Origin of the sequence: Azospirillum sp. ST 5-10 (genome assembly GCF_051225715.1) — a bacterium.
Lineage (GTDB): Bacteria > Pseudomonadota > Alphaproteobacteria > Azospirillales > Azospirillaceae > Azospirillum.
This window is the reverse complement of the sequence record NZ_JBPJSP010000054.1, coordinates 1-19,450: the sequence shown is the minus strand read 5'-3', so window position 1 is coordinate 19,450 and position 19,450 is coordinate 1. Positions and strand designations below refer to the sequence as shown.

Below are 19,450 nucleotides of genomic sequence, written 5' to 3'. Positions count from 1 at the left end.
GGTCAGAGGTTCAAATCCTCTCCCCGCAACCAAATTCAGAAGCCCGCCAGGCCAACGCCCGGCGGGCTTCGTCGTGTCAGGCCCCGGCCGCACGTCCGGGCTCCGCGGAACCAGCCCCCCGTTTCGTACAGCGGAACGGCGGAACGTCGCGCGCACCGCCATCATCGCCTCTCGTGTAGACTGCGGGCAAGCAAGCCGTCGCAGGACGGCATCGGGAAGAGCTCGCGGGGAGGGAGGCGGGATCATGCAATCGCGTGTCATCATCACGTGCGCGGTGACCGGCAATCTGACGACGCCGGACATGACGCCGCATCTGCCGATCACGCCGGGGCAGATCGCCGAATCCTGTCTGGAGGCGGCGGAGGCGGGGGCCGCCGCGGTGCACATCCACGTGCGCGATCCGGAGACCGGCCGGCCCTCCATGGACCTCGACCATTACCGTGACGTCGTCGAGCGCATCCGGACCCGCAACCGCCACGTCATCATCAACCTGACCACCGGGCCGGGCGGCCGTTTCGTTCCGCATCCCGACGATCCGAAGCTGGCAGGCCCCGGCACCACGCTGATGCGCCCCGAAGACCGGGTCAGGCACATCGCGCTCCTCAAGCCGGACGTCGCCACCCTCGACCTGAACACCATGAACTCCGGCGGGCAGGTGGTCATCAACACGCCGGACAGCGTCCGCCGCATGGCCGCGGTGATCAACAGTGCCGGCGTGAAGCCGGAGATCGAGCTGTTCGATTCCGGCGACATCGCCCTGTGCCGCGACCTGGTGGGCGAGGGAACGCTGAGAGGTCCGCTCCTGTGCTCGATCGTCATGGGCGTGAAGTACGGGTTCCAGCCGTCGCCGGAAACCGTGCTGTACGCGCGCGGCGCCCTGCCGGCCGGCGCGCACTGGACCGCCTTCGGCATCGGCCGCATGGCGTTTCCGATGGTGGCCCAGTCCTATCTGGCCGGCGGCCACGTCCGCATCGGCATGGAGGACGCCGTGCATCTCGAAAAGGGCGTGCTGGCCGGGTCCAACGCCGCCATGGTCGAGAAGGCCCGCGGCATCGTCGAATCGCTGGGCGGGCAGATCGCCACCGCGCCGCAGGCCCGGGACCTCCTGGCGCTTCCGCTGTAGCGGGACCTGTCCGGCGGCCGGCGTTGCGCCGGAGCCGGGACCGCAACCTCTTGGTCGGGAGACTTGCCGATGACCGGCATCGACGTTCCAGAACTGCCCGTCCCGAAAGTCACGCTGATCACCGGCGCCGGCAGCGGCATCGGCAAGGCAGCGGCCGCCCGTCTCGCCGCCCTGGGGTCGAGCGTCGTCGTCGGCTACAACAGCCGCCGGGCCCTGGCGGACGAGGTGGTCGCCGGCCTTCCGGGCAGCGGTCACCTGGCCATCCGCATCGCCATCGACGACACCGCGTCCATCGCCGAGGCGGTGGAGGCGGTGGACGCCCGGTATGGCCGCCTCGACGCGCTGGTCAATTGCGGCGGCGCGACCACGCCGGTGCCGGCCGGCGATCTCGAGGGGCTGACGGATGCCGTCTTCGACCGCACCGTCGCGGTCAATCTGCGCGGACCGTTCGCCATGGTCCGGGGCTTCCGTCCGTTGCTGGAGCGCGGCAGCCGGCCGGCCATCGTCAACATCTCGTCCATCGCGGCCCGGACGGGCCTCGGCAGCAGCCTCGCCTATCTGGCGGCGAAGGCCGGCGTCGACGCGCTGACGATCGCGCTCGCCAAGGTGCTGGCGCCGAAGATCCGCGTGTTCTCCGTCTCGCCGGCCGGCGTGGACACGGACTTCGTCCCCGGCCGCACCCGCGAGCAGTTGCAGAAGACGGCGGAACGCTTGCCGCTCGCCCACGTCACCACGCCGGACGACGTCGCCCGCGCGGTGGTGGCCTGCATCGTTCATCTGACCAGTGCCACCGGCATCGTCGTGCCGGTGGACGAGGGCCGGCATCTCTGACCCTTGGACAGGGATGTGGCGACCGCGACGACGCGGGATGGCAGGAAGGAAGGACGGCGAATGATCGAGAAGCGGCAGTTCTACATCGACGGCGCGTGGGTGGACCCGGTCGCGCCGTCGTCCCTCGAGGTCTTGAATCCGGCGACCGAGGAGGCCATCGCGACGATCGCCCTGGGCGCGCGTCCGGACGTCGATCGGGCGGTGACCGCGGCCCGCCGCGCCTTCGTGACCTATTGCGGGACGGCGGTCGAGGACCGCCTCGCCCACCTTCGCCGGATCATCGACGGCTTCAAGGCGCGCCTGCCGGAGCTGGCGCGGACGATGACCCTGGAAATGGGCGCGCCGATCACCTTCGCGACCGAACGCCAGGCCACCGTCGCGCTCTTCCATTTCGAGGAGGCGGCGCGCGTGCTTGCGGGCTACCGGTTCGAGGAGCCGATGGGCAACGGGATCGTGCGGCGCGAGCCCATCGGTGTGTGCGGGCTGATCACGCCGTGGAACTGGCCGCTGAACCAGGTCGCCTCCAAGGTGGCGCCGGCCCTGGCGACCGGCTGCACGGTCGTCCTCAAGCCGAGCGAGATCGCGCCGCTGAGCGCCATGCTCCTGGCCGACATCATCCACGAGGCCGGGCTCCCGGCCGGCGTCTTCAATCTGGTGAACGGCGACGGTCCGACGGTCGGCGAGGCCATCGCCGCCCATCCCGGGATCGACATGGTGTCGTTCACCGGCTCGACGGCGGCCGGCGTCCGGGTGGCCAAGCTCGCCGCGGACACGGTCAAGCGCGTCGCGCAGGAGCTGGGCGGCAAGTCCGCCAACATCATCCTGCCCGACGCCGATCTGCCGGCCGCGGTGATCGCCGGCGTGCACGCCTGCTACACCAACGGCGGCCAGAACTGCCAGTCGCCGACGCGCATGCTGATCCCGCGCGACCGGCGGGACGCCGCTTTCGCCGCGGCGCGTGCGGCGGTCGGGAGCGTTCGCCTGGGCGACCCGCTCGACCCCGCGACCACCATGGGGCCGATGGTCAGCGCCGCCCAGTTCGACAAGATCCAGGACCTCATCCAGTCGGGCATCGACGAGGGCGCCACGCTGGTGGCCGGCGGCACCGGACGCCCGGCCGGCTTCAACCGCGGACACTACGTCCGCCCGACCGTGTTCGGCGACGTGACGCCGCGGATGAGGATCGCGCGCGAGGAGATCTTCGGACCGGTGCTGTCCATCCTGAGCTACGACAGCGAGGAGGAGGCGATCGAGATCGCCAACGACACGCCGTTCGGACTGGCGGGTTTCGTGCAGTCCCGCGACCGGGACCACGCCCGCGCGGTCGCCAACCGCATCCGTGCCGGGCGCGTCTACCTCAACGGCGCGCCGTTCGACCGCAGCCTGCCCTTCGGCGGCTACAAGCAGTCCGGCAACGGGCGCGAGTTCGGCGTCTTCGGCTTCGAGGAGTACCTCGAGGTGAAGGCGATCCTCGGTTAGCGCGTGCTCCGGCCGGAGCATGGTCCGAAGGCTGCCGCAGCAGGCTGATTCCGATACGGGCCCAATCGAAGGCTTCGCCGCGCGGGAGCATAGCGAAGGGGCGCGCGAAATGCGGAAGCGGCGTCCTGATGCGATGCGAACGCTGGCGGCTGAGGGCGAGGATGTCGCGCTCGGCAGTGTCCTGCCATGCCGTCTCTGCGACCCGAATGGACCGGACGCTATTCGGCGAAGCGCCGGTTGACGGCTTGGCAGGTGCAGCCGGCGAGTCCGCCGATCGCGGTGGCAAAGGCGAGATGCATGAAGGATGCGGCGGCAGGGTCAACATCGGCCGCGAAGTAGGTCACCATGCCGAGGAACCACGCCAGCATGTTGCCCAGGATGCGATGGGCGCGCAGGCCGACGATGAGGATCGCGACGAGGAACACAACGACCGGCAGCGCCATGTGATCAAGCCACGGAATGAGGGCGCCGGTTACGATGTGCGATGCGGCGCCGATGGCGATGCCCAACCACAGGCACAACATCGCCGCCGCGCTGTTCTTCAGCGATGTCGGGCGCGTGAACCAGGCAATGAACCCGGCGAACATCACCCAAACCTCCAAGCCGAACGCCGCGCTGAGCCAAGCGGCAACTGCGGCGACAACGGAGGCGTTCAGCGTCCAGAGGATGAATTTTCCGCGTGGCTGACCGTGATCGGCCTGCCGCATGTCCTGAGCTTGCGGGGTGCTCATGGTGGAATGTCCTTTTGTCGGTCGCCAAATCAGGCTCGAGTGCCGCGAACCCGGACGCGCTGCGTTCTTCGCGCCTCGCCCGACCTGTGTGCGGACCGCTGTTGAACGGTTCGGGCCGGCACCTATGCCGGGTTGAGACTGGCGTAGATTTCCCGATAGACACCGCTTCGCTCCGCCATGCGCAGAGCCTTGACCCGCTCGACCAGGATCTCGCCACCGGCCGGTGTCGGCTTTTGGAGCAGCCCGACGACTTCCGCGATGCAGTCGGCGAGCGGCATGGCGGCCGGATCGCTCGCCTGCCGAGGACCCGCGAGTTCCGTCCGCACGTAGGGGGGCGGCAGTTCGATGACTTCGATCGGCGTGTGCCGGAGCTGGTGGCGCAGGGACTGAAGCCAAGAATGGAGAAACGCCTTGCTCGCGCAGTAGGTGGGGTAGTTGGAGCGCGGTACGAAGGCGAGGCCCGAGGTGGTTGTGATGATCGTCGCGGACGGTTGCCGCGCGAGCGTCGGCAGCAGGGCGGCGGTCAGCCGCAGGACGCCCACGATGTTGGTCTCGACGATGGCGAGCGACGTATCGATGTCGATCGCATCGCCGTCCCAGGCCTCCTGGCGGGAAATGCCGGCATTGTTCACGAGCACGTCGAGGTCGGGGAAAAGGGATTGAACGTCTTCGGCGAGGCGGGCGATCGCCGTCGGGTCCCGCATATCCGCCGGCAGGCCATGCATCCCGGGATGCGCCGCGGTGATTTCGTCGATGAGCGCTTGGCGACGTCCCGTGATGATGACGTGGTTGCCGAGCCGATGGAACGCTTCGGCGAGCCCCCGGCCGATGCCGCTCGTGCCGCCGGTGATGAGCATGGTGCGACCGGTCAGATGCATGGCCTGATGCTCCTACTGCTGAGGTACCGGAAGGCCGGCGCTGCCGAGCACGGCGGGCTTGAGGGTGTCCTCGCACCATTGGCGGAAGCGCGTCGGCGTTGAGTTTTCGGGCGTCCTCGGGACCGTCAGGTCAAGGCCCTGATCCTTGGCCCAGGCCATGTCGGTCATGCCCTGCGCCATGGCGTCGGACATGCCGAACTGCGCGAAGCGGGCCTTGTAGGCCTCAAAGCTGATCTGCACGTAGCGGACCGGTCTGCCGATCACATCGGAGATGATGTCGGCCATGTCGTTGAACGAAATGTCCTCGGGACCGAGGAGCGGCACGTCGCTCCGGCCCGTCCAGCTGTCATCGAGCAGCCAACGCGCCGCGACTGCGGCGATGTCGCGCGTCGCGACGCTCGGGAGCTTGAGATCGCCGGAGATCGGCAGGAAGAACTTGCCCTGATCCCTGATCGCGGCCGCCTGGCGGGCGATGTTGTCCATGAACGACGGGTTGGCGAGGCCACGGAAAGCGACGCCCGTGCTGGCGATCAGATCGTCCCCTGCCAGCGAGCCGGCGACGTAGCCCGCCTTGCCGGCAAGCGGCGAACCGCGTCCGAGCGCCGTGATCGCAACGACGCGCTTGACGCCGTGCTCCTTCAGGGCCGCCGCAGCGGGGCGCGTGAAATCGACATAGGCCGCCATGACGGAAGCGGCCGTCGGATCGGGGGGTGTGAGCCAGAACACCGTATCGGCGCCTCTGAACGCTTCGTTCACGACGCCGGCGTCCCCGTGAGAGCCTTCGACGACCTCGGCGCTGCCTCGCACCTCTTCGGCCAGACGCGATGGATCGCGCGCGATCACTCGGATCGGCGCGCCCGACTTGAGGAGGTTCCGGACGACTTGGTGGCCAATGTCGCCGGTGGGGGCGGTTACGACGATCATGTTTTGCTCCCGTGTTCGAAGGCGCTGGCGCGGTCGGCCCAGCCGCTCCCGCTGGCTGCCCAGGCCGACGTGCCGTCGCCAGCATTCCTGTTCGAGCTGGAGGGTAAGCGGTTGCGTTCGGACGGTCCATGCTGCACAGTCCGCATTATCTTTGCGGTCGTCCGAGATGGGCCATGGATCCGCTATCAGACGTTCTGTCGCTGCTTAAACCGCATGCCTACGTGTCCTCCGGCTTCGATGCCGGCGGGGACTGGGCCGTCCAGTTCGGCGACCAGCACAAGCTCATCAAATGCTATGCGATCGTGTCGGGGGGCTGCTGGCTCACCGTCGAGGGCGTCTGCGAGTCCGTGCGCTTGGAGGCCGGCGACTGCTTCGTGTTGCCCACCGGCCGCCCCTTCCGGCTTGGCAGCAACATTGATGGGCCGGCGGTCGAGGCCAGGGAGATCTTCCCGGCCGCACGAAGGGGTGGTGCCGTTACGCTGAATGGCGGCGGCGGATTGTTTCTCGTCGGAAGCCGCTTCGGGATTGCGGGCAGCCACGCCGACATGCTGCTGGGCCTGCTTCCCCCGATCGTCCACATTCGGGAGCAACCCGGGCAGGCGGCGCTGCGCTGGTCCGTCGAGCAGATGATGAAGGAGCTGCGCGAAGGGCGGCCCGGCAACGCGCTCGTGACGCAGCATTTGGCCCATCTCATGCTCATGCAGGCTCTGCGCGCGCATCTGGACGCGGGGCGCGGCGATCGTGTCGGCTGGTTCTTCTCCCTGGCGGATAAGCAACTCGGCGCCGCGATCAAGGCGATCCATTCCGATCCCGCTCATCCATGGACCTTGCAAGAACTTGGTGGGATCGCCGGCATGTCGCGCTCGACCTTCGCGCTCCGGTTCAAGGAGCAGGTCGGAGAGCCGCCGATGCAGTATGTGGCGCGATGGCGGATGCTGCTCGCTTGCGACAGGCTGGAGAATTCGCGCGATTCGGTCTCCGCGGTCGCCGTCTCGCTCGGCTACGAATCGGAAAGCGCGTTCAGCACGGCCTTCAAACGCGTCATGGGGTGCTCGCCCCGCCAGTACGGACGCGGTCACAAGCCCAAGGCGCGGCAGAACGGCGTGGCGACCGGCGCCGCCACCGCAACGGGGCAGGAGGCAGGGTCTCAGGGCATCGATCGCAGCGCTGCCGCCACCGCGGCCTGAGCACGCTTTCCGAACTCCGCCCACCTTTGGGCGGGCTCGGCAAACCTGCTCAGTTCCACCGTGTCATGGAATCCGGCGCCGGGCGTCGGTCGTCATCGGTGTGCTCGGCGGACCATCGGCGGACTTGCATCTTGGCAGCTGCCGTTTCACGTTGTGAAACAGGCACGCCGCCGAAACCGTCAACTCGTCGAGGGAACGTCATGCCGGCCGCGGATCAGGGCAAGTCGGGAGAGGTCCAGTCGGTCACGCGCGCGCTCGACCTCCTGGAGGCGCTGAACCGCCAGAAGGTCGCGTCGGTGAAGCAGCTCCATGAAACGACCGGCCTGCCCAAGCCGACCATCGTGCGCCTGCTGAAGACGCTGACCGCCCGCGGCTACGTCGCCAACGACCACCGCCAGGGCGGCTATTCCGTGACCTCGCTGGTGCGCGCCCTGAGCTGCGGCTTCCATGGCGATCCCATGGTGGTGGAGGCGGGCCGCGCCTGGGCCATCGACCTCACGCGCCGGCTCAAATGGCCGGTGGCCATCGCGGTGCTCGACGAGGACGCCGTCACCGTGCGCTTCAGCACCATCGCCGACAGCCCCATCTCGCCCTTCCAGGGCACGGTGGGCCGGCGGCTGAGCCTGGTGTCGCGCGGCCTGGGGCGCGCCTATCTCGCCTTCTGCCCGGCCGCCGAGCGCAGCATCCTGTTGCGCATCCTGGCGTCCTCGAAGGATCCGGAGAACGCGCCGGCGCACCAGCCGGCGGCCCTGCTGCGCCAGCTCAAGGCCATGCGCGGCCAGGGCTACGCCGAGCGCGACCCGACGGTCGAGCCGAGATCCTCCTGCACCCTGGCGGTCCCGGTGATGGACGGCGACCGCGTGCTGGCGACCCTGGGACTGACCTATTTCACCTCGGCCATGAAGCGCACCCAGGCGGTCGACCTCTATGTGCCGCATCTGCGGGTCGCGGCGGAGAACATCGCGCGCAGCATCTCCCGCCTCGACGGCCGGCAGGACGTCGACCCCGTTTCGTGATGCGAAACGGCGGTGAATAGTTCGCCACGGCCGGCCGCGCCTTCCCGTATCATCCCGTGCAATTGACCAGGCAAACGGTGAGGGAGGCGAGCGATGTACCACTCCAGCGACCCGCGGGCGGGTTTGGCCGCCAAACCGGCCGGCGGGCCCGCGGCACCGCTCACCGGCTATGGCGGCGCCGAGTACGTGCGCTTCTACCAGGAGCCGCCGCAGGAGGAGGGACCCGAGGGCAGGACCTGGTACGCGCGGGGCCAGAACTTCCTGATCGCCGTCACCGACCCGGCCGAAGGCGCGGTGCTGGCGCGCGAGGCGCAGCCCGACGAATACGCGCTCATCCTGCACGACCCGGGGCTCGAGGTTGAGATCGCCACCGCGGACGGCACCCGGACGGTGACCGGCAACACGCTGGCCTTCGTGCCGCCCGGCGCCTCCCGCGTGACCGTCCGCAAGCCGGGCCGCATCGTCCGCATGTTCACCACCCGGTCGGAGGATCTCGCGGCGAAATGCGCGAACGCCGGCTCCTACCGCACGCCCAAGCCGGCGGTCGCGCCGGCCACCCCGTGGCCGACCCCGAAGGACGGCTTCCGCCTGCGCGTCTATTCCCTCGACGTGCCGCCGGAGACAGGCCGCTTCGGGCGCATCTGGCGCTGCACGACCCTGATGGTGAACTACATCGATCCGCGCCAGGGGCCGCGCGATCCCACCATGCTCTCGCCCCATCATCACGACGATTTCGAGCAGGGGTCGCTGGCGCTGGAGGGCGAGTTCGTCCACCACCTGCGCTGGCCGTGGGTGCCGAACCGGACGATCTGGCGCGACGACGAGCACGAGCTCTGCGCCAGCCCCTCCATCGCCGTCATCCCGCCGCCGGCGGTGCACACCACCGAGGCCGTCGGCCAGGGCCTGAACCAGCTCGTCGACCTGTTCTGCCCGCCGCGCCTGGACTTCTCGCGGAAGCCCGGGTGGGTGCTGAACGCGGACGACTATCCCATGCCGGAGGCCTGAGAATGTCCGAAGCGTCTTCCTTCCGGCAGCGCATGCTGGCCGGTGACCGGCTGGTCGGCACCTTCCTCAAGACGCCGACCAGCCACGGCACCGAGATCGTCGCCGGGCTCGGCTTCGATTTCGTGGTCGTCGACCAGGAGCACGCGCCGTTCGACCGCACCACGACCGACATCGCCCTGATGGCGGCCCGCGGCTGCGGCATCCCGGCGCTGGTGCGCGTCCCCGGTCCGGAGGCGATCCTGCCGGTCCTGGATTCCGGCGCCGCCGGCATCCTGATGCCGCATGTGGCGAGCGCCGCCTACGCGGCCGAGGTGGCGGCGCTGTGCCGCTACGGCGGACGGCGCGGCTACGCCACCAGCACCCGCGCCGGGGGGTTTTCGTCGGTGCCGATGTGGAGGCACATCCGGGACTCCGACGCGGCGGTGACCGTGGTGGCGCAGATCGAGGACCCCGCGGCGCTCGACGCGATCGACGCCATCGCCGCGGTGGAGGGGATCGACTCCCTGTTCATCGGCCGCGGCGACCTGACGGCGGCGTTCGGCGACGAGACGCCCGATCCGCCGGCGGTCCGCGCGGCGGTGGAGACCATCGCCGCGGCGGCGCGCCGGGCGAACAAGGCGGTCAGCGTCTTCGTCGGCGGCCGTGCCGAGGCCGAATGGCTGCAGCGCCAGGGGGCGACCACCTTCGTCCTCGGCTCCGACCAGGGCTTCCTGCGCCAGGCGGCGGCCAAGGGCCTCGCCGAGCTGCGCGACACGCTGGGCTGACCGCCATGGAGGAGATCCGCCCGGCCGAGCTCGAGGGCGACGCCGCCTACAAGCTGCTGTGCGGCGTCGTCGTGCCGCGGCCGATCGCCTGGGTCAGCACGCGGTCCGCGGCCGGGGTGTCGAACCTGGCGCCGTTCAGTTGCTTCACCTTCGTCTCGCACCGCCCGCCGATGCTGGGGGTGAGCATCGGCCGGCGGCCGGGCGGCCTCAAGGACACGGCGCGCAACATCCACGAGACGGGGGAGTTCGTCGTCCACATCGCCGACGAGACCCTGCTCGCCCCCCTGCACCGCAGCGGCGCGGAATACCCGCCCGACGTCAGCGAGGCCGACCGGCTGGGGCTGGCACTGGTGCCGAGCCGGCTGGTGGCGCCCCGGCGCGTGGCGGCGGCGCCGGTCGCCATGGAATGCCGGCTGCACTCGGTTCTCGACTTCGGCAACAACCAGTTCTTCGTCGGCGAGATCCAACTCTTCCTCGTCCGCGACGGCCTTGCCGCCGACGGCAAGATCGACACCGCGCGGCTGCGGCCGCTGGCGCGGCTGGCCGGACCGAACTACGCGACCCTGGGCGAGATCATCGCCGTGCCGCCGCAGCCCCGGCCATCCGACCTCGAGACGAACAGCGACGCGCCGGCCTGAGGGCGCGGGCGCGATCGCCACCCACACCAGGAGACACGTCGATGAGCGGCGATCCCATTCTCACCTTCTCCAAGACCGTCGAGGAGTATTCCGATGCGCCGGATGCGGTCATCGACGACATCCTGCGCGGTGCGGTCGACCTCCATTGCCACAGCGGACCGTCGGTCATGCCGCGGTCCCTCAACCACGTGCAGGCCATTACCGAGGCTCAGGACGCGGGCATGAGCGCGGTCCTGTTCAAGGACCACTACTATTCCGTCACCCCGGTGGCGAAGCTGCTCGAGGAGACGCTGCCCGACCTGCGGGTCACCCTGCTGACCGGGGTGCCGCTCAACAACACGGTCGGCGGGCTGAACCCCTACGCCGTCGACCATGGCCTCAAGCTCGGCGCGCGCATCGTGTGGATGCCGACCTTCAGCGCCGCCAACCACCTGCGCCACGGCCACCGGCACGTCATCCTGCCGACCAAGGAGGAGATGCTGCGGCCCACCGGGCTGTCGGTCGTCACCGACAAGGGTGAACTCAAGGACGAGGTCAAGCCGATCCTCGACCAGATCGCCGCCTACGACTGCGTGCTGTCGGCCGGCCATCTCCACATCAGCGAGATCTGGCCGCTGTTCGACGAGGCCAGGAAGCGCGGCGTGAAGCGCCTTCTGGTCAACCACCCGACCTTCGTGATCGACGCCAACCTGCGCGACATCAAGGAGCTCGTCGGCATGGGGGCCTACGTCGAGCACTCCTTCTGCATGTTCATCAACGAGACCTACAACAAGAAGTTCACGGGCGAGCAGCTCAAGGAGCTGATCACCGCCGGCGGCGTCGACCGCACCATCCTGGGGTCCGATCTCGGCCAGGCCAAGAACCCGCACCCGGTCGCGGGCTTCCGCTCGGTGATCCGGCTCTGTCTGGCGCTCGGCTACGGCGAGACGGACATCCGCAAGATGATCGGCCTCAACGCCTGCCGGCTGATGGGCCTGCCGGAGCCGCAATCGGCGGCGGCCGAGGCGGCCGACTGAGGGCCCGGCCGGCCGGAGGTTGCGGGAGACGAAACGCCGGCGCGCGCGCATCGACGGCCGGGTCCGGCGCCTGGAGTATGGTCCGAAAGACCAGTGCCGAGGGACCCGGCCGAAACGTACAGTGCCGGCAAGCGGAACGCGATCCGACAGGCTTCGTGACGGCGCCGAACACCAGTCCCGCGGGACCGTGACCTCGTGAAGCGGCGCCTCCCGTCTCAAAAATCGAAAATCGGCAATGGTGTTGCGCTAGGGAGGACGAGACATGAACAAGCTGGCGAGAATGGCGTTCACGGCGCTGTGCCTGTGTCCGGGCGCGGCCGCGGCGGACGATGTCACCCTGCCCAAGACGCTCGTGTGGACGAGCTTCGATACGGGCAGCCTCGGCTACAACCAGTCGATCGCCGTCGGCAAGGCGCTGGAGGATGCCTACGGCATCTCCCTGAGGGTGCTGCCCGCCAGCACCGACCTGTCGCGCGTCGCCCCGGCGCGCAGCGGGCGCGTGCCCTTCGCCCTGGCGGGAAGCGACGCGTTCTACGCCTTCGAGGGCGTCCTCAGCTACGCCAACCCGGAGTGGGGGCCGCAACCCCTCACCGGCGTCGTCCTGGTGGGCGCCGACAACGGCGTGGCCATGGGCGTGCCCGATGACGGCAGCATCAAGACCATCCAGGACCTCAAGGGCAAACGCGTGGGCTGGGTGGTCAGCTCGCCCTCCGTGCAGTCCAACGCCCGCGCCTTCCTCGCCTTCGGCGGCCTGGCCCTCGACGACGTGCAACTGGTCGAGCAGCCGAGCTACGGCGGCGCCTGGCAGGCCTTCGCCAACGGCCAGATCGATGCCATGACGGCCGTCACCAGCGGCAGCGCGCTGCTGGAACAGGCGGCGGCCTCGCCCCAGGGACTCCGGTGGATCCCGCTGCCGTTCGCCGACACCGAGGGCTGGAAGCGCCTGCAGAGCGTCAATCCCCACTTCTACCAGCGCAAGGCCACGGTCGGCGTCAACATCAGCAAGGACGATCCCCTGGAATGCGCCGGCGTTCCCTATCCCGTGCTGATCACCTACGCCGCCGATCCCGACCTCGTCTACAACGTGGCCAAGGCGATCGACCGGCAGGCGCCGGTCTACAGCAAGGCGCAGTCCGGCACGTCGGGCTGGGCGGCCAAGTCGCAGGCCTATGACTGGGTCGTGCCGTACAACGAGGGGGCGGTCCGGTACTACAGGGAAGCCGGCACCTGGGACGCCGAGAAGCAGAAGCACAACGACCAGCTCATGGCGCGCGGCCGGGTCCTGCAGGAGGCCTGGAAGAAGATGGCCGACGTGACCGGCGACGACTTCGCCCAGAAGTGGCTGAAGGTGCGTGCCGAGGCGCTCGAGGCGGCCGGCTTCCCCGCCTATTTCAAGTAACGCCCGCAACCCCCCTTTGCAGGTCAGGCCCAGATGTCCGAGATCGAGAACAATTTCTACGACGGCGAGGCGGCGCCCGCCCGCGTCGTCGGCGGCAGGACGGTGCTGGTCATCCGCGTCTTCACGATCGCCATGCTGCTTCTGGGAGTCAACCAGACGTTCAACGTCGGTTCGATCGTCGATGTGGCGATCCTCGACAACCAGTACCTTTACGCGGTCCTGGCGCTGTGCATTCCTCCGGTGTTCCTGCTCTTTCCCGGCCTCGCGTCGCGGCCGGGGCAGGGACCCGGCGTCGTCGACTGGGCCTTCGCGGTCGTCGCCCTGGTGACGCTGGGCTACTTCATCCTCAACGCCTACGACATCGTGCTCTCCGGCTGGGAGATGGCGCCGCCGACGACCGCGGTCGTCTTCGGCACCGTCCTGTGGGTGGTCATGATCGAGGCGGGCCGCCGCACCGGCGGCCTCGTCCTCAGCGCGATCGTCTGCTTCTTTTCCCTGTACCCCCTGTTCGCCGACAAGCTGCCGGGGCCGATCTCCGCCTTCAGCTCCCCCTTCGCGTACGTCGCCGCCTACCACGCGATGAGCCTGGAGAGCATGCTCGGGATTCCGCTCAAGGCCTTCGCGAACCTGGTCTTCGGCTTCGTGGTGTTCGGCGCCGCGCTGGAGCACACCGGTGCCGGCCGCTTCTTCATCAACCTCGCCTTCGCGCTGCTCGGCCGGGTCCGCGGCGGGCCGGCCAAGGTGGCGATCCTGTCCAGCGGCCTGATGGGCTCGCTGAGCGGCAGCGTGGTCACCAACGTGCTGACCACCGGCGTGATGACCATTCCCGCCATGCGCAAGGTCGGCATGAAGGGTACGGTGGCGGCCGGCATCGAGACCTGCGCCTCGACGGGCGGCGTGCTGATGCCGCCGGTGATGGGGGCGGCCGCCTTCGTGATGGCCGACTTCCTCCAGGTCCCCTACGCGACGATCGCCATCGCCGCGGTGATCCCCGCATTCCTCTACTTCTTCGGGCTGTTCGTGCAGATCGACGCCCGCGCCGCCCGCGAGGGGCTGCGCGGCCTCGCGGCCGACGAGATCCCCGACCTGAGGAGGACCCTGAAGGAGGGCTGGCACCACGTCTTCGCCTTCGTGCTGCTGACCGTCATGCTGCTGGTGCTGCAGCAGGAGCAGTACGCGCCGTTCTACGCCACCGTGGCGCTGGTGGCGGTCAACCAGCTCGTCTCCCGCACCGACCGCTGGGGCCGGGCGGAACTGCTGGGCTTCATCGACAGCCTGTCCCGCCTGTTCGCCACGCTGGCGGCCACCCTGGCGGCGGTCGGCATGATCGTCGGCGGCCTGTCGATGACCGGTCTCGCCGGCACGCTGGTCAACGACCTGCTGCACATCGCCGGCGGTTCGCCCTACCTGCTGCTGATCATGGGGGCGATCACCAGCCTGGTGCTCGGCACCGGCATGACGGCGACGGCCTGCTACATCTTCCTGGCGGTGATGCTGGCCCCGGCCCTCATCCAGGTCGGGCTCGACCCGCTGGCGGTCCACCTCTACATCTTCTACTGGGGCATGCTGTCCTTCATCACCCCGCCGGTGGCGCTCGGCGCCTTCGCCGCCGCCTCGATCGCCAGGACCCCGCCGATGCGCACCGGCTTCGAAGCGATGAAGATCGGCAGCATCATCTACTTCATCCCGTTCTTCTTTGTCTTCGACCCCGCGCTGATCATGCACGGAACCTGGCCCCACGTCCTCGGCTCGACCGCGCTGGCCGTTTTCGGCGTCTGGATCTTCGCGAGCGGCATCCAGGGCTACATGGTCGGTGTCGGCCCCCTGTTCGCCGGGGGCCCCCTGGGGGCGCTGATGCGGGTTCCCCTGCTCGTCGGCGCCGTGGTGATCGCGCTGCCCGGCAACGCGGTGCCCGGCCTGAACGACTGGCAGCTTCTCGGCCTCGGGCTTCTGATCATCGCCCCGGTCGTTCTCGCCGCCCTCATGCGGAACCGCCGCCAGGCCCACAAGGCCGTCGCTCCGGCCTGGCCCGGTGCGGTCCGCCCGGCGATGACCGGGGCGCCGCCGCCGACCTGAACACGACCGCCGCCCGGCCGTCGCCGGCCGGGCGCGGCGCGCCATCGTCGACGGGCCATGCCGACCCGACGACGGACCGATTCGAGCGGAGGGGGGACCGCATGCAGCCCGATACCGACCGTCGCCTGCTGGCGATGCTGGACCGCGAGGAGCTGTTCGACCTGGTCCGGCGGGAGCGGTTCGCCCGCGACCAGCGCCGCTTCGACGTCATGCGGGACTGCTTCCACGACGACGCCTACGTGCGGACGAGCTGGTACGACGGTCATGGTGGCGACGCCTACGTCGAGGCCACGCGCGCATGGATGGAGCGGGCCGGCACCGGCAAGCACTGGGTGTTTCCCGCCTATGCCCGCGTCGTCGGCGACAGGGCGACCGTCGAAAGCCCGGCCATGATCTTCAACCGGGTGACGCTTGCCGGCGTCGAGGCCGACTTCCACGTCTTCTGCCGCTTCTTCTCGCGTGCCGTGCGCGACCGCGGCGTCTGGAAGCTCCTGTCCTTCGAGGTCCTCTTCGAGCGGGACATCCTGCGGGCCGTCAACGCGGCCGAGACGCTTCCCATCGATCGGGCGGTGCTGGAGACGCTGCGTCCGTCCTACCGCTGCCTTGCCTACATCCAGTTGAGCCGCGGCGTGACGGTCGACCACGACCTGCTCGGCGACGACCGCCCCGCGCAGCTGGCGGCCTTCCACGCCGGCGAGGAGGCTTGGCTCGCCGGCGCCACGTAGGTCCGTCCGGTGCCGCGGCGATCGGCGTCGGCGGCTCTCCGCGTGCCGGCTCGTCGTTGCCGCGGCACCGACGATCACATCCCCATGCTCAGCCGAACGCAAAGGCCCGCGGGTCTCCTCGCCCGGCCGGCCTTTGCGCGCCGCGGACGCCCGCGGCGCCGGGCGGCGCCCCGGCCGGTCACCCGCGGATGACGGCCGAGGACAGGATTGAGCGCACCTCCGGCAGGTGCTTGTCGTAGTGGTAGAGCGCCGTCCCCTGGTAGGCGATCAGGTAGAGCCGGCCGTCGGCCACGGCGGCGACGGCCAAGCCCTTGCGGTCGACCTCGTCCTGGCCGGTGTAGGTGAACTCCATGTGCAGTCCGGGACGGCCCATCACCGTGGCCGGCTCCACCTTGGTGTAGCGGAACAGGCTGGACGCCGTCACCGTCGTCAGCGTCGCCTCGAACAGCGAGGCGATCTCCTCCGGCGGCATCGCCGTGCGGAAGGCCGGCAGCTTGTCGGCACCGCCGGTCGGGTGGAACAGCGGCTTGCCGTCGGCCACGCCGGGAACGATGACCAGCGCGTGCAGCGCCTCACCCTCCACCGTCCAGAGCTCCGGAGCGCCGATATCGCCGGCCGCCGGGTTGGCCACGCGGCTCCACCGTTCGGTCGGAGTCAACTGGAGCGTTCCATCGACCACCCGGGTCTGCGGCTCGACCAGGGCGTAGCGGGCACAGGACGCCAGCGCCAGCACCGCCGCGCCCAGCGCCATCACCTTGACGGACTTCATGGGGTCAGACTCCGATGTAGCTTTGGATCAGCGCCCGGTCGGGCGCGTCCGGCACGGCCTCGAGGTAGCGCCGCAGCGCGTCGCTGGCGGCGCGGCGGTCGCCCTGCGCGCGCAGGACGAGACCGTAGCCCCGCCAGGCGAGGGGTGGCGCGTCCGGCAGCGCCAGCGCCCGTTCGTAGGCGGCGCGGGCGCGGGCTTCGTCGCCGCCCTCGTCGCGCAGCCGGTACAGCTCGCCGCCGAAGAAGTGGACGTCGGCGTCCTGCGGCAGTTCGCGCTCCATGCGGTCGAGCAGGACGAGCGTCCTGGGGAACTGGCGCAGGCGCAACTCGTCCTGGAACAGCGTCAGGCGGATGCCGCGTAGGGCCTGCCGGTACGCCTCCGTTCCGGTGCCCTGGCCGGGCCGGGCCAAGGTGTCGGCGCGTTGGCGTAGGGTCTCCATGCGCTCCTCCGACCCAGGGTGGGTGGCGAAGAGCAGGCCGGCGCCGCTGTCCTCGTCGGCGGCCTTCTTCTCCGCCACCATCTGCTCCCAGACCTTGGACGCCTCGACGGGGGCATAGCCCGCCTTCGCCATCAGTTCGATGCCGATGTCGTCGGCCTCCCGCTCCTGGTCGCGCCGGTAGGAGAAGACGCCCGCCAGCACCATCATGTTGGTGAGGTTGCTCAGTCCGCCCACGCCGGCCACCGCCAGGCCGAGGCTGAGGAAGGCGGCGACGTCCATGCCGTCGCGCTGCTGCCGCCAGTTGGAGATGGTGTGGCGCTGGAGGAAATGCCCGATCTCGTGCCCGAGGACGGCGGCCAGTTGGGCCTCGTTGTGGCAGCGCAGCAGAAGCCCCGACCACACCTGCATCATGCCGTTGGGCGCCATGCTCGCGTTGAAGTGGGGCGTGCGCAGCAGGTACGTCCGCACGTCCCGGCAATGGTCCCCGGCGAGATGGCAGGCGAGGTCGTGGACGTAGGCGTTGAGCTCCGGGTCGCGGATGCGGTGGCGCGACTGCCTCAACTCGGCCTCCGCCTTCTCCATGCTGCGCCACAGGCCGGCTTCGTCCGTCTCGGCGGCGGGGCGGTAGCCCGGAGCCAGGGGCGCCACCGCGGATCCGCCGCCGGTGGCGCAGGCGGCCAGCGCCAGCGTCGCGCAGGCGCACCCCGCGCCCGCCAGCATCCGGCGCCGGTCCGGTCCGCTCATCGCGGAAACTCCGTCAGCAGTACGGTCGCCGTCTCGCGTGCCGCCTCCGCCGTCCGCAGATCGCCGGTGCCCCGCTGCAGCCGGTTGAACCAGACGATGTCGCCGGTCCGCAGGTCGACGAGGGACGCGAAGCCCACCTGCGCGCCGCCGGGGACCGACACGCCGAAGGCGCCGGCGACGATCATCAGGGCGACGCGGCCGGCGGAGGAGTAGCTGTCGCGGATGTAGGTGAACAGCGCATAGTCCGCCCCCGTCGCCTCGCGCAGCGGGCCGACCGCCGGGCCGAGCGACCAGTCGAACCGGTCCTTCTTGGTCGGCAGGGCCATCGCCTCGATTCCGTTGACGAGGATGGTCGAGCCGACGACGCCGTGCAGCTTCTGGATCTGGTGCAGCCGGTCGACGACCTCCTGCGGCAGATCACCCTCGTCGTAGACGGCGAGCTTCAGCCCGTCGGTCCGCTGCCTTTCCCGCAGCGCCGACAGGAGGTGGGCGCGGGCCGCGTCCGTCCAGTCGGCCCTGGGGTCCGGGGCCCCGGAAGCCGACAGCTCGACCAGCTCGACGTCGAGGGGCATGAGGACGATCCGGGCATCCCCCGACGGCCGCTTCAGCGTCTCGATCTGGCGGTTGGCGGTCGCCGTGCAGGCGCCGACCAGCACGACGGCCACGGCCAGGGCGAGGAGGCGGGCACCCCGTGCCGTGCGGCTGCAGAAATGTGTCATCGCGTATCCTGGAATGCGGCCCGCCCGAGCGGCGTGCAGGTGTGGCGAGAGCTCAATTCATACCGGAGGTGCCCGGCCTCCTGCAACCCCGTACCGACTTCACATCCAAGGGTTCAACCGGCAGGTGCCGGATGGCGGTCCGCCCGTCCTCCGCGGCCGGGGCGGGTCGGCGGACGCTCCTCATCCGTCGGCGCGGCGCTATACTGGCGGCCATGGAGCACGCCCTTCAGCACATGGACGCGGGCCTCGTCGTGCTCGACCAGGACCGGTGCGTCGTCTCGCTCAACGCCGCGGCCGCCCGCATCCTCGGCCGCGCGGCGGCGGACCTGCTGGGCGCCCGGCTGCACGACCTGCACCCGCCGGGCAGCCGCGCCAAGGTCGACCTGCTGCTCGCCGCCGCCCACGACCCGCAGGCGCCGGCCACCGCCACCTCCATGACGGTGGCCCTGCCGGGGCGGATCATGGTGATCAAGGCCACCGGCCTGGCCCACGGCGGCGCCGCGCTGACGGCGCTCATGCTGTTCCAGATCGACCGTCGGCGGCCGGCCGAGCCGGCGCCTCCCGCGGACGGCGGCGCCGCACCGCTGGTCAAGCTGCCGGTCACCACCCGGCACGGCGTCACGCTGCTCGACCCGGCCGACGCGGTCTACGTGCAGGCGAACGGCCACTACACCACGGTGCACACCGCCGACGGGGCGTTCTTCTGCGCCCTGCCGCTGTCGGAGCTCGAGGCGCGGCTGGACGGGCGGCAGTTCGTGCGGGCGCACCGCGGCTACCTCGTCAATCTGCGCCACGCCCGCGCCATCGACCGCAGCGACGGCCGTGCCGCCTTCGTCATGGCCACCCCCGGGGCGCCACGGGTGCCGGTCAGCCGCGGCCGCATCGACACCCTGAAGAAACTGCTGGCCCTGTGAGATACCGTCACGTTGAGCAAGCCCTATTTTCAGGGGGCGAGCTTTGGTTCGAAGGGCTTTCGGGCCTTGGCGA

The 19,450-nt window shown here is 70.0% G+C and carries 19 protein-coding genes; 13 read left to right on the top strand and 6 right to left on the bottom strand.

Features of this window, described 5'->3' with window-relative positions:
- The first annotated feature begins 244 nt into the window (after window positions 1-244).
- The 3 genes from ACSBPG_RS31125 (at window position 245) to ACSBPG_RS31115 (ending at window position 3,433) form a co-directional block, all read left to right on the top strand.
- The gene (locus ACSBPG_RS31125; RefSeq protein ID WP_435541148.1) at window positions 245-1,123 is read left to right on the top strand and encodes a 3-keto-5-aminohexanoate cleavage protein; all 879 of its coding nucleotides are present in this window, start codon (window positions 245-247) and stop codon (window positions 1,121-1,123) included.
- Between the two features lie 69 nt (window positions 1,124-1,192).
- Complete coding sequence (locus ACSBPG_RS31120; protein ID WP_435541147.1) at window positions 1,193-1,954, top strand: SDR family NAD(P)-dependent oxidoreductase; 762 nt, start codon at window positions 1,193-1,195, stop codon at window positions 1,952-1,954.
- A gap of 60 nt (window positions 1,955-2,014) precedes the next feature.
- Entirely contained in the window at window positions 2,015-3,433 is a 1,419-nt protein-coding gene (locus tag ACSBPG_RS31115) for an aldehyde dehydrogenase family protein (RefSeq protein WP_435541146.1), read from the top strand.
- A 218-nt stretch (window positions 3,434-3,651) separates the two neighbouring features.
- On the opposite strand, the gene ACSBPG_RS31110 is transcribed toward ACSBPG_RS31115, so the two are convergent.
- The 3 genes from ACSBPG_RS31110 to ACSBPG_RS31100 form a co-directional block, all read right to left on the bottom strand.
- On the bottom strand, window positions 3,652-4,164 hold the full coding sequence (locus tag ACSBPG_RS31110; protein WP_435541145.1) for a DUF1097 domain-containing protein: 513 nt from the start codon (window positions 4,162-4,164) through the stop codon (window positions 3,652-3,654).
- Window positions 4,165-4,286: 122 nt separating this feature from the next.
- Window positions 4,287-5,042, bottom strand: a complete 756-nt coding sequence (locus ACSBPG_RS31105) for an SDR family oxidoreductase (protein ID WP_435541144.1) — start codon at window positions 5,040-5,042, stop codon at window positions 4,287-4,289.
- A 12-nt stretch (window positions 5,043-5,054) separates the two neighbouring features.
- Window positions 5,055-5,966, bottom strand: a complete 912-nt coding sequence (locus ACSBPG_RS31100) for an NmrA family NAD(P)-binding protein (protein WP_435541143.1) — start codon at window positions 5,964-5,966, stop codon at window positions 5,055-5,057.
- Between the two features lie 173 nt (window positions 5,967-6,139).
- Here ACSBPG_RS31100 and ACSBPG_RS31095 point away from each other — a divergent pair, with 173 nt between their 5' ends.
- From ACSBPG_RS31095 to ACSBPG_RS31055, 9 genes are all read left to right on the top strand, one after another.
- On the top strand, window positions 6,140-7,153 hold the full coding sequence (locus ACSBPG_RS31095) for an AraC family transcriptional regulator (RefSeq protein WP_435541142.1): 1,014 nt from the start codon (window positions 6,140-6,142) through the stop codon (window positions 7,151-7,153).
- 200 nt (window positions 7,154-7,353) lie between these two features.
- On the top strand, window positions 7,354-8,169 hold the full coding sequence (locus ACSBPG_RS31090) for a DNA-binding transcriptional regulator (RefSeq protein WP_435541141.1): 816 nt from the start codon (window positions 7,354-7,356) through the stop codon (window positions 8,167-8,169).
- A 93-nt stretch (window positions 8,170-8,262) separates the two neighbouring features.
- On the top strand, window positions 8,263-9,174 hold the full coding sequence (locus ACSBPG_RS31085; protein WP_435541140.1) for a hypothetical protein: 912 nt from the start codon (window positions 8,263-8,265) through the stop codon (window positions 9,172-9,174).
- 2 nt (window positions 9,175-9,176) lie between these two features.
- Entirely contained in the window at window positions 9,177-9,938 is a 762-nt protein-coding gene (locus tag ACSBPG_RS31080) for an HpcH/HpaI aldolase family protein (RefSeq protein WP_435541139.1), read from the top strand.
- Between the two features lie 5 nt (window positions 9,939-9,943).
- The gene (locus ACSBPG_RS31075) at window positions 9,944-10,576 is read left to right on the top strand and encodes a flavin reductase family protein (protein WP_435541138.1); all 633 of its coding nucleotides are present in this window, start codon (window positions 9,944-9,946) and stop codon (window positions 10,574-10,576) included.
- A 41-nt stretch (window positions 10,577-10,617) separates the two neighbouring features.
- The gene (locus tag ACSBPG_RS31070; RefSeq protein ID WP_435541137.1) at window positions 10,618-11,592 is read left to right on the top strand and encodes a DUF6282 family protein; all 975 of its coding nucleotides are present in this window, start codon (window positions 10,618-10,620) and stop codon (window positions 11,590-11,592) included.
- 262 nt (window positions 11,593-11,854) lie between these two features.
- Window positions 11,855-12,991, top strand: a complete 1,137-nt coding sequence (locus ACSBPG_RS31065) for a TAXI family TRAP transporter solute-binding subunit (RefSeq protein ID WP_435541136.1) — start codon at window positions 11,855-11,857, stop codon at window positions 12,989-12,991.
- 33 nt (window positions 12,992-13,024) lie between these two features.
- On the top strand, window positions 13,025-15,067 hold the full coding sequence (locus ACSBPG_RS31060; protein ID WP_435541135.1) for a TRAP transporter permease: 2,043 nt from the start codon (window positions 13,025-13,027) through the stop codon (window positions 15,065-15,067).
- A 101-nt stretch (window positions 15,068-15,168) separates the two neighbouring features.
- Entirely contained in the window at window positions 15,169-15,792 is a 624-nt protein-coding gene (locus tag ACSBPG_RS31055) for a nuclear transport factor 2 family protein (RefSeq protein WP_435541134.1), read from the top strand.
- A gap of 178 nt (window positions 15,793-15,970) precedes the next feature.
- On the opposite strand, the gene ACSBPG_RS31050 is transcribed toward ACSBPG_RS31055, so the two are convergent.
- Genes ACSBPG_RS31050 through ACSBPG_RS31040 form a run of 3 tightly spaced genes read right to left on the bottom strand, consistent with a single transcriptional unit; the run spans window position 15,971 to window position 18,463 of the window.
- Window positions 15,971-16,561 (bottom strand): hypothetical protein, encoded by a 591-nt coding sequence (locus ACSBPG_RS31050; protein WP_435541133.1) that lies wholly within the window; start codon window positions 16,559-16,561, stop codon window positions 15,971-15,973.
- Window positions 16,562-16,565: 4 nt separating this feature from the next.
- Window positions 16,566-17,744 (bottom strand): M48 family metalloprotease, encoded by a 1,179-nt coding sequence (locus ACSBPG_RS31045; protein WP_435541132.1) that lies wholly within the window; start codon window positions 17,742-17,744, stop codon window positions 16,566-16,568.
- Entirely contained in the window at window positions 17,741-18,463 is a 723-nt protein-coding gene (locus ACSBPG_RS31040; RefSeq protein WP_435541131.1) for a hypothetical protein, read from the bottom strand. Before ACSBPG_RS31040 ends, ACSBPG_RS31045 begins: the two co-directional genes overlap by 4 nt.
- 212 nt (window positions 18,464-18,675) lie before the next feature.
- On the opposite strand from ACSBPG_RS31040, the gene ACSBPG_RS31035 reads away from it, so the two are divergent.
- A complete protein-coding gene (locus tag ACSBPG_RS31035) occupies window positions 18,676-19,377 on the top strand; it encodes a LytTR family transcriptional regulator DNA-binding domain-containing protein (RefSeq protein ID WP_435541130.1) in 702 nt (233 codons plus the stop codon).
- Window positions 19,378-19,450: the final 73 nt, after the last annotated feature.